This window comes from Janthinobacterium sp. GW822-FHT07A03 (assembly GCF_058798815.1).
Genome location: NZ_JBXAKW010000005.1, coordinates 93,733 through 106,526, shown reverse-complemented (window position 1 = coordinate 106,526; position 12,794 = coordinate 93,733). Strand labels below are relative to the sequence as shown.

The 12,794-nt window shown below is 62.9% G+C and carries 11 protein-coding genes; 4 read left to right on the top strand and 7 right to left on the bottom strand.

Annotated elements, in window-relative coordinates; all coding sequences use genetic code 11:
* Positions 1-28 precede the first annotated feature (28 nt).
* From AC1RJW_RS15355 to AC1RJW_RS15345, 3 genes are all read right to left on the bottom strand, one after another.
* Positions 29-646: an LON peptidase substrate-binding domain-containing protein gene (locus tag AC1RJW_RS15355; protein WP_493045665.1), complete on the bottom strand. Its 618-nt coding sequence runs from the start codon at positions 644-646 to the stop codon at positions 29-31.
* Positions 647-712: 66 nt separating this feature from the next.
* Positions 713-1,951, bottom strand: coding sequence for a DEAD/DEAH box helicase (locus tag AC1RJW_RS15350; RefSeq protein WP_493045664.1), 1,239 nt, complete (start codon positions 1,949-1,951; stop codon positions 713-715).
* Between the two features lie 118 nt (positions 1,952-2,069).
* Complete coding sequence (locus AC1RJW_RS15345) at positions 2,070-4,289, bottom strand: TonB-dependent receptor plug domain-containing protein (RefSeq protein ID WP_493045663.1); 2,220 nt, start codon at positions 4,287-4,289, stop codon at positions 2,070-2,072.
* 239 nt (positions 4,290-4,528) lie between these two features.
* On the opposite strand from AC1RJW_RS15345, the gene asd reads away from it, so the two are divergent.
* Positions 4,529-5,377 (top strand): archaetidylserine decarboxylase, encoded by an 849-nt coding sequence (gene asd, locus AC1RJW_RS15340; RefSeq protein ID WP_493045662.1) that lies wholly within the window; start codon positions 4,529-4,531, stop codon positions 5,375-5,377.
* 15 nt (positions 5,378-5,392) lie between these two features.
* Here asd and AC1RJW_RS15335 read toward each other — a convergent pair whose 3' ends face one another.
* Complete coding sequence (locus tag AC1RJW_RS15335) at positions 5,393-6,298, bottom strand: LysR family transcriptional regulator (protein WP_493045661.1); 906 nt, start codon at positions 6,296-6,298, stop codon at positions 5,393-5,395.
* Between the two features lie 112 nt (positions 6,299-6,410).
* Between AC1RJW_RS15335 and AC1RJW_RS15330 the strand changes: the two genes are divergently transcribed.
* From AC1RJW_RS15330 to AC1RJW_RS15320, 3 genes are all read left to right on the top strand, one after another.
* Positions 6,411-7,010: an FMN-dependent NADH-azoreductase gene (locus AC1RJW_RS15330; RefSeq protein WP_493045660.1), complete on the top strand. Its 600-nt coding sequence runs from the start codon at positions 6,411-6,413 to the stop codon at positions 7,008-7,010.
* A gap of 68 nt (positions 7,011-7,078) precedes the next feature.
* A complete protein-coding gene (locus tag AC1RJW_RS15325; RefSeq protein WP_493045659.1) occupies positions 7,079-7,954 on the top strand; it encodes a pirin family protein in 876 nt (291 codons plus the stop codon).
* A gap of 117 nt (positions 7,955-8,071) precedes the next feature.
* On the top strand, positions 8,072-9,022 hold the full coding sequence (locus AC1RJW_RS15320; protein WP_493045658.1) for a cation diffusion facilitator family transporter: 951 nt from the start codon (positions 8,072-8,074) through the stop codon (positions 9,020-9,022).
* A 41-nt stretch (positions 9,023-9,063) separates the two neighbouring features.
* Here the strand turns inward: AC1RJW_RS15320 and AC1RJW_RS15315 are convergent, their stop codons facing one another.
* The 3 genes from AC1RJW_RS15315 to AC1RJW_RS15305 are packed head-to-tail and all read right to left on the bottom strand — an operon-like array spanning position 9,064 to position 12,647.
* A complete protein-coding gene (locus AC1RJW_RS15315) occupies positions 9,064-11,316 on the bottom strand; it encodes a RelA/SpoT family protein (protein WP_493045657.1) in 2,253 nt (750 codons plus the stop codon).
* Positions 11,317-11,356: 40 nt separating this feature from the next.
* On the bottom strand, positions 11,357-11,707 hold the full coding sequence (locus AC1RJW_RS15310) for a RidA family protein (RefSeq protein WP_070221557.1): 351 nt from the start codon (positions 11,705-11,707) through the stop codon (positions 11,357-11,359).
* Positions 11,708-11,765: 58 nt separating this feature from the next.
* Positions 11,766-12,647 (bottom strand): alpha/beta fold hydrolase, encoded by an 882-nt coding sequence (locus AC1RJW_RS15305; RefSeq protein WP_493045656.1) that lies wholly within the window; start codon positions 12,645-12,647, stop codon positions 11,766-11,768.
* Between the last annotated feature and the right edge of the window lie 147 nt (positions 12,648-12,794).

Sequence of the window (12,794 nt, the reverse complement as noted above, 5' to 3'; positions counted from 1 at the left end):
GCATGAGAAAACATGCGGCCTGACGTGTCTACTCTTCCAGCAAGCCGTTTTCCGTGAGCATATCCTGTACCAGTTCCAGGCGCAGCACGGGATTGTCCTGGCTCAGCAGCAATTGCTTTTGCATGGCACTCAGGGACAGCAGCTCGCACCAGCGGTTCGCCACCCAGCCGCACTCGTCGAGGCGGTACGGCGGCTGCAGGGGCATTTGATCGGGCGGAATCTTTTGTTCCTGCAAGGTGCGGATCAGGGCGCCCAGCGCGTCGGCCACGTTTTGCTGCTCTTGGGGAATGGGGATGGTTTTATCGGGCGGCAAAGTTTCAACTCGTCCCATCCACAAGCCGTGCTTCAGCTGTTCGCTGGAGACGATATGAAAGCGCTGCATGCCCATGCATTTGATTTGCAGCAAGCCCGACAGGGGCGCGGCCCAGTCGATGATGCGCGCCAGGGTGCCCACGGGCGCCAGGGTTTCCAGCTGGCCCGGCTTGCGCACTTCCGCGCCGTCCAGCAGCTGCACCACGCCGAACGGCTGCTCGCCCATGATGCACTGACGTATCATGTCCAGGTAGCGCACCTCGAAGATCTGCAGAGGCAGATAGCCATCGGGATACAGCACCGTATTGAGCGGGAACAAAGGTATCGAGGTCATGGCGCATGATGGCACGAATGCGATATCCGTGCTGCGCGCCTTGCCCTGCCTGGCCAACTGCGCCGGTTATTTGTAGAAGCGCCTTTTCTTGGCCCGCTCCGCCGCCTTCGGTGCCAGCACCTTGACGGGCTTTTTCTGGATCGTGCCGCCGGCGGACGTGCCCGGCACGCGGTGTTCCGCCTCGAAACCGGGCTCCTCGTTGCGTTTCAACGTTTGCCGCGTCAGCGCTTCCACGGCCGACAGCAGCTCAACCTCGTCGGCGCAAACGAGCGAGATCGCTTCGCCCGACGCGCCCGCGCGGCCCGTGCGGCCGATGCGGTGGATATAATCTTCCGCCACGGTGGGCAAGTCGAAATTGACGACGACGGGCAATTGATCGATATCCAGGCCGCGGGCGGCCACGTCGGTGGCCACCAGCACCTGCACCTCGGCAGATTTGAAACGGGCCAGCGCGCGCAAGCGGTTCGGCTGGGTCTTGTCGCCGTGGATGGAATCGGCGCGCACGCCCTGCTCCAGCAAGGTGTTCACCAGCAGCTCGACACCCTTGCGCGTCTTGACGAAGACCAATACCTGGCCCCAGCGCTTTTTCTTCAGCAAGTGCAAAAACAGTTCCGGCTTGCGTTTCTTGTCGCACACGATCACCGACTGCTTCACGGCTTTCACCGTGCTGTTGCGCGCGCTGACTTCCACCGAAATGGGGTCTTTCAGCATGGTTTTCGCCATGGCGCGGATGGCGTCCGAGAACGTGGCCGAAAACAGCAGGGTCTGGCGCTGCTTGGGCATCGTCATCAGCAATATATCGAGTTCGCGCTCGAAACCCAGGTCCAGCATGCGGTCCGCCTCGTCCAGCACCAGGGTCTGCACCTGCTCGAACTTGACGGCGCCCTGCGTCTGCAAGTCCAGCAAACGGCCCGGCGTGGCCACCAGCACGTCCAGGCCCTTGCGCAGCTTGCTGATCTGCGGCTCGATGGGCACGCCGCCATAGGCGACAAAGCTGCGCAGCGGCAAGTTGCCGCCATAGCTGCGGAAGCTGGCATAGACTTGCTCGGCCAGCTCGCGCGTGGGCACCAGCACCAGCACGCGCACGCATTGCGGCGCCACCACGCCTTCCAGGGTCAGGCGCTGCAGCAAGGGCACGGCAAAGCCGGCCGTCTTGCCCGTGCCCGTCTGGGCGGCGGCCATCAGGTCGCGCCCGGCCAATACGGCGGGAATCGCTTGCGCCTGCACGGGCGTGGGCTTGGCATAGCCGAGCTCATCGAGTTTGCGGACCAGGGGATCGATCAGGCCGAGGGAGGAAAACGTCATGGGGAAAGCAATCTTGGCAAATGAAAAGGCGGCGCGCACGGGCTGGCCGCGCGCGCAATTGCCGAGATTATAGGCCAGCGGGGATGCCGGCCGGGGTTTCACCGTTCAAACAAACGCGTCAAAACTTCATTTCCAGGGTCGCACGCGCCTGCGGCGAACTCGGCGAAATGCTGTTGCGCACGATCGTGCCGCTGGCATCCGTATAGATGGTGTCGCTTTCGAAGTCCTGCGCCAGCAGGTTAGACACGGCCAGGCGCAACTGGTTCTTCGCATCGAATTTCCACAGCGCATAAATGTCGAGGTCGCGCCGCGGCGACGTATAGGCGCTCTGGCGCTCGGTGATGCGCACGGGGCCGCCATTGCGGAAGTTGAAGCTGCCGCCCGTAGTCAGCACGCCATCCGGCGTCTTGTAATCGAGGCCAACGTTGCCGCTGACGGGCGTTTGCTGGTCGAGCCGGTTGTCCGGCCCCGGCACCTGCTCCACCTGTGACCAGTTGCGGCTGACGCTGGCGCGCAGGTCGATGGCCGGCACGGGCGCGGCCATCACGGCGCGCAGCGGGAACTTCGCTTCCAGTTCCAGTGTCTGCGTATTCGCGCGGCCATCGTTGACGGGCGTCGATACCCAGCGATCATTGATAAACAACAAACCCTGGCGCGTATAACCATCGATGCGGCGGGCCGAGGCGCGCGCGCTGAGCAAGGCGCCTTCGGCCCAGTAGTGCTCGTACGAAGCATCGATGCCCAGCGCCAGCTCCGGTTTCAGATACGGATTGCCTTCGCGGTCAGGGTCCGTCTGGCTGTTATTCGTCGAGGTATTGCGGCGCGGAATCAGGCTCGACGTGGGCTGCGCCTTGTAGGTGCGCGTCAGGGCCAGGCGCACCTGGTCGCCCTTGGTATCGGGCAACTTCCACAACGTTTGCAGCAGCGGACTCCACACGCTGGTGCGCTGGTTCACTTCGTCGTAGGTAACGCCCGCGCTGCGCGTATCGATGCCTTCCCAGCGCACGCCCGCATACATGGACCAGCGCGGCGTGATCTCCCATTCATCCTGCACGTACAGGGCCAGGCGCTTGATGGTGGCGTCGAAACCCTCGTCGCTGTTGACGGGCGGGCGCACGCCCAAGGCCGCTTCGCGCTGGCGGCGCGTTTCCTCGCGCTCCGTGTAGGCGCCATCCCAGCCCATCGACAGGGCATGGCCGGGCAGCAAGGGCGAGGAATACTTGCCGGTGGAACTGACGCCGTTTTCCGTCGCCTTCACGCCTACCTTGCGCTCGAGCGCCAGGCCGCTGCCGTCGATAAAGCCCTGCTGCAGGCTGTCGGACGTATTGCGGGCGGCCGAGGCGCCGATCTTCAGTTCCAGCTTGGCGCCGCCGGCCAGCTTGTGCATCCACGTCAGGTCGCTGCGGCCGAAGGCATTGTGGTTGCTGGAACTGCCCGTATTCGTGTCGTAATCGGGGCGCACGCCCTGCTCCGTTTCCGCGCGGCTGAAATTGCGGTGGTTCGAGCGCCCGCCGTTGAAAAAGAATTGCGCCGTCACGTTGTCGCCGTTGGCCAGTACCCAGTTCAGGCGCGGCGACAGATTGATGCCTTCCGGACGGCCATCGCCCGTGCCATTCGTGCGGCGCAGCAAGTTTTGCCGGCCGTCAGGCGCGTAGCCCAGTTCCAGTCCGGGATTGTCGTAGTGATAATCGTAGCGGAACAGCGAGCCGGCCAGCGAATACGAGAAATTGCCGTCGCGGTCGGACAATTGCAGGTTCACGCTGGGCGAAAAGCTCACGTCGCTGCCCTGCACGCCCAGCTTGAGTTCGCGCTGCGCCGTCTTCACGGCCTTTTTCAGCACCACGTTGATGGTGCCGGCGATCGACTGGGTGCTGTACTCGGCGCTGGCCGCGTGCAAAATCTCGATGCGCTCGATCACGTCGGGCGACAGGGTGTCGAGCGAAAAGCCGGCCGGCGCCCGCTCGCCGTTGAGCAATATCTGCGTGTAGCCGCTGCCCAGGCCGCGCATGCGAATTTCGCCGCCCGAGCGGCCGGCCGCGCCGGACACGGTAATGCCGGGCAAGCGCTTGAGCACGTCGGTGACGTTCGTGTCGCCATACTTGAGGATTTCCTCGCTGCTGACGATCATCTTGCTGGCCGTATCGTCGCGGCGCGGATCATAGCCGCTGCCCTTGACTTCGACCGTTTGCATGGCAGGCGCGGCGGCTTTGTCGGCCTTCAGCGGCGCGGTGGCGGGTTTATCGACGGCGGGCGTTTCGGATTGCTGGGCCTGGGCATTCCAGGCAAACAGGACAGCTGAACAAACAACGGTGAGGCGGAGGCAACGGCGTGGCATCATGAGCTGGCTGAAAAAAGTTGGCTGAATAAAAATGGCTAAAAGCTAAAAAACAGGCAGCCGTATTTTGCGACAATTTTGCTCTTATGGCACAGTTTCCTGAAAATAATTCCTATGGCAAATTAAATTCGGCCCGGACGGCAAGAAAACACCGTCTCGTGCGGCCCGTATCATTGCGCGCCATATCGCCGCTATAATGCGTTTTTCGCCGATTCCCATCATCCCGTCAAAGGCTTCCCATCGTGTCTGACCGTCTTGCCGTTTTGCCTCAATATCTGCTGCCCAAGGGAGCGTTGACCAACTTCGCCGGCCGCATCGCCGGTGCCAAGGGCGGCGCCATGACAACCCGCCTGATCCGCTGGTTCGTCGGCCGCTACAACGTCAACATGGATGAGGCGCTGGACCCGGACATCACGCACTACACGAGCTTCAACGACTTTTTCACGCGCGCGCTGCGCCCCGACGCCCGCCCGCTGGCCAAGGCCGACTACGTCTGCCCCGTCGATGGCCGCATCAGCCAGTTCGGCACGATCGACAAGGACCAGATCTTCCAGGCCAAGGGCCACAACTTCAGCACCACGGCCCTGGTGGGCGGCGACGCGGCGCTGGCGGCCCGGTTCGAACATGGCAGCTTCGCCAATCTGTACCTGAGCCCGCGCGACTACCACCGCATCCACATGCCGTGCGACGGCCGCCTGACGCGCATGATTTATGTGCCCGGTGAATTGTTCTCCGTCAATCCGACGACGGCACGCGGCATCCCCGGCCTGTTCGCCCGCAACGAGCGCGTCGTCTGCGTGTTCGACACGGCCAACGGCCCCTTCGTCATGACCCTGGTGGGCGCCACCATCGTCGGCAGCATGGCCACCGTCTGGCACGGCGTCGTCAACCCGCCCCGCACGGGCGAGATCCGCGACTGGAGCTATGCCAACGACAATGTCGTGCTGAAACAGGGCGAAGAGCTGGGCCGCTTCCTGCTCGGTTCCACCGTCGTGATGCTGTTCCCGAAAGACACCGTGCAATTCAATGCCAACTGGCAACCCGCCGGCCCCGTGCAGCTGGGCGAAGTCATGGGCAACGTGCCCAGGTAAATGACAGGCGCCTGCTTAGACAGGCGAATCTGTCTGATACATCTCTTCCATCAAGTCCAGGAAAGCCCGCGTCTTGGCCGGCATCAGGCGCCGGCCGGGAAATACGGCCCAGCCCGTGACCAGCGGAAAACTCCACTCCGGCAGCACGCGCACCAGTTCCCCCGTCGCCACATAGGCCTTGGCGAAGCGGTCCGTGCTGGCAGCGATGCCCACGCCCGTGCAAGCCATGCGCACCAGCAATTCCGGCGAGTTCGCCAGCAGGCGCACGGGCAAGTCGCGCTCCCACGTCGTCTTGCCGCGGATCAAAGTCCAGTGCACGAGGCCATGCACGGCCCGTGGCAAGCTGAGCAGATCATGGCCATACAGATCGTCGGGATGCTCGGGCAAGCCGTGCACGCTCGTGTATTGCGGCGAGGCATACAGCGCCAGCGTACTGAAAGCTACGCGGCGCGCCGCCAGGCTGGCGTCGTCGGGCAAGTTGCCCATGCGGATAGCCAGATCGAAATTCTCTTCCAATAAATCCACGCGGCGCGCCGACAAGTCCAGTTCCAGCGAAATGGCCGGGTAGCGGCGCACGAATTCGGCCAGCACCTGGCGCATCAGCGCGTCGCCGAAGTCGGCCGGCATGGAAATGCGCAGCAAGCCGCTGGGTCCCGCCTGGCGGTGCTGGGCCAGCGCGCCGGCCGCCTCCGTTTCCTCGACCACCTTGCGCGCATGCTCGAGCAGGCTGGCGCCAAATTCCGTCAGCGCCAGCTTGCGCGTGGTGCGCAGCAGCAGCCGTTCGCCCAGCCGCGCTTCCAGCTGCGAGATGCGCCGCGACAGGGTCGACTTGGGCAAGTCCACGCGCACGGCGGCGCGCGAAAAACTGCCGCATTCGACGACGCGGGCGAACAGCAATAAATCTCCGGGATCGATATCCATCGTCTTGATTGTTCCATTGGTGGATTAATGTTATCCATTTTAACGGCTTCCGGATGGTTTTTGGAATTGCTATAGTTCATCCATCGCAAGATACCTCACACGGAGAAACAAGATGAACATCCTGCAAATCAATTCCAGCGCCCGCAGCACCGGCTCCGCCTCGACCCGCCTGGCTGACGCCATCGTTGCCCGCGTGCAAGCCGCCAACCCCGGCGCCACCCTGGCGCACCGCGACCTGGCCGCTGCACCGCACCCCGTACTCGACGAGCCGACCCTGCAAGCGCTGTTCACGCCGGCCGACAAGCGTACGCCGGAGCAAGCGGCCCGCATCGCCCTGGACGACGCGCTGATTGCGCAAGTGCAAGCAGCCGATGTCATCGTCATCGGCGCGCCGATGTACAACTTCGGCATCACCGTGCAACTGAAAAGCTGGTTCGACGCGATCGCCCGCGCCAACGTCACCTTCAAATACACGGAAAACGGTCCCGTGGGCCTGCTGACCGGCAAGAAAGTCTACGTGGGCCTGTCCCGCGGCGGCTTGCACCGCGACAGCGCCAACGATAGCCAGGTGCCTTACCTGAACACCATGTTCGGCTTCCTGGGCATGACCGACGTGCAATACGTGTATTCGGAAGGCATGGGCATGGGTCCGGAAGCCGTGGCCAAGGCACAGGCGCAAGCCGATGCCGAGATCAACGCGATCCTGGTATAAGTACAAAGATTGATGGGCATCAAACCGGGACGGCGCACGAGCGCCGTTCCTCCCGACTGGAGAGCACAATGAGCGACATCACTACCATCAACGCACCGCGCGCCGTCGAGCGCGTAATCGCCGGCCAGGCCGTCATGGATGGCGCCGGCGTGAAGATCAACCGCGTACTGACGCAGCAGCTGCAGCGCCGCCTCGACCCGTTCTTGATGCTCGACAATTTCGCCAGCGACCAGCCGAACGACTATATCGCCGGCTTCCCCGAGCATCCGCACCGTGGTTTCGAGACGGTGTCATACATGATCACGGGGCGCATGCGCCACAAGGACAGCGCGGGCCACGAAGGCTTGCTGACGTCGGGCGGCGTGCAATGGATGACGGCCGGCAGCGGCGTGATCCATTCGGAAATGCCGGAGCAGGAAGAAGGCGTGATGGAAGGTTTTCAGCTGTGGCTGAACCTGCCCGCGCGCGACAAGATGCGCACGCCGTGGTACCGCGATTTCACCAGCAGCGAAATCCCCCGCTACACGACGGACGCGGGCGTGGCAGTGCAAGTGATCGCCGGGACCAGCCATGGCGTGACGGGCGCCGTGCAGCGCGAGCTGACGGAACCGCTGTACCTCGATATCGACTTGCCAGCCGGCAGCAGCTTCGAGCAGCCCTTGCCGCCAGGCCATAACGCCTTCCTGTACACGTTCCGCGGCGAAGTGCAGGTCGATGGCAAGGCCGTGCCCGCCCTGCGCATGGCCATCTTCGCCAATACGCCAGGCAGCGACGGCGTGCGCATCGAGGCGCCCGCTGGCGGCCGCGTGATCCTCGTCGCCGGCCAGCCCTTGAACGAGCCCATCGCGCAGTATGGCCCGTTTGTCATGAATACCCAGGCGGAAGTGTTCCAGGCCGTACAGGATTTCCGCGAAGGCAAGTTTGGCGAGACGGCCGCGCAGTAAAAATGTTTGCTTAAGAAAAAACCTGCAGCGCCTACGGGCCTGCAGGTTTTTTTTCGTGCCGACCATGTTGTTGCTTTTCAATTACACTGACGGCAACCTCATTCCACAAAGCATTCCATGCAGCCGACGCACACCGAACACGACGCCACCCATTTGCACGCCCACCTGAAGGGCGACGCCAAGCACACCCACTCGTTCGAGGGCCGCAGCCAGAGCATCCTCGCGTGGGCGCTGGGCCTGACCCTGTCGTTTGCCGGCATCGAGGTGGCGGCCGGCTTCCTGTCCAACTCGCTGGCGCTGATTTCCGACGCGGGCCACATGGTCACGGACGCGGCCGCGCTGGGCCTGGCCCTGCTGGCGCAGCTGATCGCGCGCCGCCCTCCTTCGCCGCGCCATTCGTTCGGCTTCGGCCGCGCCGAGGCGCTGGCCGCCTTCGTCAACGGCCTGGCCATGCTGAGCGTGGTGGGCTGGATCTGCTACGAAGCCGTGCTGCGCTTTTCCGCCCCGCAACCCGTCAAGGGCGGCATGGTCTTCATCGTCGCCTTCATCGGCCTGGCGATCAACGTCGTGGTGGCGTGGGTATTGTCGAAAGACAAGCAAAGCGTGAATACGCGCGCGGCCCTCGTACACGTGATGGGCGACTTGCTCGGTTCGGTCGCCGCCATCGTCGCGGGCGCCGTGATTTACTTTACGGGCTGGATGCAGATCGACCCGCTGCTGTCCGTGCTGGTATCCCTGCTGATCCTGAAATCCACGTTCGGCGTGCTGCGCGAGTCCTACCACTTCCTGATGGAAGGCGTGCCCCTGCACATCGACTACATCGAAGTGGGCACGGACGTGGAGCAGGTGGACGGCGTGATCGCCGTGCACGATCTGCACGTGTGGGACATGTCGCCGGGCCAGCCCGCCCTGATCGGCCACGTGGAAATCGAGCACCTCGACCATTGGCCGAAGGTTTTGCGCGCGATCAAGAAAATGTTGCTGGCCAAGCATGGGATAGACCATATTACCCTGCAGCCGGAGACGGCCACGATGGCGGGGCTGCATGCGAGCGACAAGACGCATTGACAGGGAGACGTGGGAATCCGGGCCGGATTCCCACGGATAAATTAACTTCTTCTTGCCTCAAGCACGCCACTGACGTCCTTGATCACATTCAGCGCTTTTAATAACTGCGCCGTCGAGCTGATCTCGGCCGTAAACGTCATGCGGGCCTGGCCCTTGGCGCTTTGGGTGTTGACGCCGATCACGTTGATCTTTTCGCGCGAAAAGATTTCGGAAATGTCGCGCAGCAAACCCTGGCGGTCGCCGGCCAGGATAAAAATGTCGACCGGATACACGGTGTCGTGCCCGCCCGTGCTGCCCCATTCGGTAAAAATCACGCGCTCGGGCGACTTGGCGCGCATTTCCTCGAAATTCTTGCACGTGGCGCGGTGGATGGAGACGCCCTTGCCGCGCGTGACGAAACCGACGATGCTGTCCGGCGGCGCCGGCTTGCAGCACTTGGCCAGCACCGTCATCAAACCTTCCGTGCCGACCACCAGCACGCCGGACTTGGCGCCCTGCTCCACGCTGGAAGCGCGGCTCTTGCCGACCAGCACGGCGTCTTCCGGCACCACCACTTCGCCATTGTCGTGCAGCGCCTGCTCCACGTGGCGCAGGCTGAATTCATCCTTGCCGACAGACAGGAACAGCTCGTCGACTTTCGCAAAGCCCAGCTTTTGCGCCAGCGCCTCGAGGTTGACGGCCGTCTTGCCTTCGCGCTGCAGGGATTTTTCCACCAGCGCGCGGCCGTGGGCCAGGGTTTCCTGCATGTCGATGGCGTGGAACCAGGCGCGGATCTTCGAGCGCGTGCGCGTGCTGACGGCGTAGCCGGCGCTGAGCCAGTCGCGCGACGGCCCCGCCGTGCCCGGCGCGCCCTTGGCCGTGATGATTTCGCAGGTCTGGCCGTTCTTCAACTGCGTATTCAGGGGCACCATGATGCCGTCGACCTTGGCGCCGCGGCAGCGGTGGCCCACGTCCGTGTGCAGGTGATACGCAAAATCGACGGGCGTGGCGCCCACGGGCAATTCCAGCACGCGCGCCTGCGGCGTCATGACGAAGATGCGGTCATCCAGGGTGGCGGATTTCAGCTTTTCCACCCACTCGCGCTGGATTTCTTCCTGGCCCACGACGGCGTCGGCCACCTCCGTCTTCCAGGCCAGCAGCTGGCGCAGCCAGGCAATCTTTTCGTCGTATTTCTGGCCGGCAAAATTCGAGCCGCCCTCTTCCTTGTAGCGCCAGTGCGCAGCCACGCCGTATTCGGCAAAGCTGTGCATTTCATTCGTGCGAATTTGCACTTCCAGCGGGCGGCCATCCTCGGCCGTCACCACCGTGTGCAGCGACTGGTAACCGTTGGGTTTCGGCCGCGAAATATAATCGTCGAATTCTTTCGGGATGGGGGTCCAGATATTGTGGACCACGCCCAGTACCGTGTAGCAAGTTTTCACGTCGGCAACAATGACGCGGAAGGCGCGCACGTCGTACAGGGCCGTAAAATCGAGTTCCTTGCCGCGCATCTTGTTCCAGATGCTGTAAATATGTTTCGGGCGGCCAAATACTTCCGCCTGGATGCCGGCCGAAGCCAGTTCCGTCTGCAGGCGGAGAATCGCCGAGGACACGAAGCCCTCGCGCATCATGCGCTTTTCTTCCAGCATCTTGGCGATGCGCTTATACGCTTCCGGTTCGATGAAGCGGAACGACAAATCTTCCAGTTCCCACTTCAGTTGCCAGATACCGAGGCGGTTGGCCAGCGGCGCGTACAAATCCAGCGTTTCCTTGCCGTATTCACGCGTCATTTCATTGAACAGCTTTAATTCGGCAAAGTAACGCAAAGTCGTCACGCAGGCGGCCAGGCGCACCAGCACGACACGCATGTCGGACGCCATCGCCAGCAACATCTTGCGCAAGGTTTCCACCTGGGCCACGGCTTGCTGCGCCGCATTCTTGCCGCGACCGCCAGCGCTGCCGTGCTGCGCCTGGGTCAGCGCGCGCAAACGGATCAGCTGGCGCACGCCTGTTGCCAGGTCGCACACCTGCTTGCCGAAGCGCGGCTCGATGTCGGCCGCCGTGTCGGGTTCCAGCAAGGTCAGCTCGAACATCAGGCCCGCGATGCGCGTTTCCGCATCGCTGCGCAGGAAAGCCAGCGTAGTAGCAACGCCGATGGCGAAGTCCAGCGCGGAACGGCCGGCAAAGGTCTGCTTGTCGCCATACGCTTCGGTGGCATACGCGAGCGCATCCAGCACGCGCGCGCTGTCCGGCGCACTCAAGCCCTCTACCAGTTGTTCCGATGTGGCGCTATTCGGGGCCGAGATGGAAACCATGTGATACCTTATAAACTTAACAACTCAATAACTGAATGACTTAGCGCTCTGCAGCGATGATGACGATTTCCACCAAGCAAGCCGGATTGGCCAGTTTCGCTTCCACGGTGGCGCGCGGTGGCGTGTGGCCGGAAGCGACCCAGTCATCCCACACTTCATTCATGCCGTCGAAATCCTTCATGTCGGCGATGTAGATCTGGCACGACAGGATGCACGTCTTGTCGCTGCCCGCTTCCATCAGCAAACGGTCGACATGACCGAGCACTTCGCGCGTCTGGCCGACGATGCCTTGCGTGGTATCTTCCGCGATCTGGCCTGCCAGGTAGATGGTGTTGTTGTGTATCGCTACTTCGGAGAGGCGTTTGCCTACGTGCAGTCGTGTAATTTCCATGCTTCTTCTTTCGGTTGTTTCAAAATCTGTACAGCGGTATTGCTTGATTTATATCTGCTTACTTGCCCAGTAAAAACTTGCGCGCAATGGCGATCTGGTCGTCGTGCACGAAAGTGGGCGCATGGCCCACGCCGGCGATTTCCACCAGCTGCGCCTTCGGGCCGCGGCCCAGCATGAGCGTGGCCGTTTCATGCGACAGCAAATCGGATTCCGACCCGCGCACCAGCAAGGTGGGGCAGCGCACGGCATCATACGCGGCCCACAGCATGGCTTCGTCGCTGGCCGCCGATTCCGGCGTGGCCGAACGGAACGGCATGGCCAGTCCCATATCATAGTGGCGGCGCCAATGGCCATCCTTGTCTTGCCGCAACACATCCACTGCCAGTTTATGCCATTCCGCGTCCGTGTGCGGGCCGAAGCTGGCGGACACATCGCGCACAAACTTGGCGCCCTGCTCGAAGGTCTCGAAACGCAAGTCCTGGCCGATGTAGTCGCCGATGCGCTGCAGGGCTTCCGGCGCCAGGGTCGGGCCGATATCGTTCAGGACCAGCTTGCTGATCGGGCTGTGCGGCAACGATGCCAGGCCCAGGCCGATCAAGCCGCCCATCGAGGTGCCGAACCAGTCCACCGTCTGGCGCTCGCCATTGGCCAGCACGCGCGCCAGCAGGGTCACCATGTCGCTCACATATTGCGGCACGCGGTAGAACTGGGGATTGGCCAGCCAGCCCGAGCGCCCGCGCCCCACCACGTCGGGGCAGATCACGCGGTAATCGCTGGCCATGGCGCGCGCCAGGTTGTCGAAGTCGTCCGCCACGCGCGTCACGCCGTGGGCGCAGACGAGCACGTTCGGATTGTCGGGTGCGCCCCACTCCTTGTACGACATGGTATGCAGGCCTGCGGGGGAGATGCATTGCACTGACTTGATGCTCGCTTCGATCATGCCGATTCCTTATTTGATATAAAAAGAGCACCGCTTTCTGCCTGCCAAGGGGTATCCCGCGCGCGACGCTACGGCAGTGTAGCGCAGCGCGGGCAATGCTCCAAGCGCGCGCCTGAAATGCTGCGCCGCAGCATAGCACTGGCACAT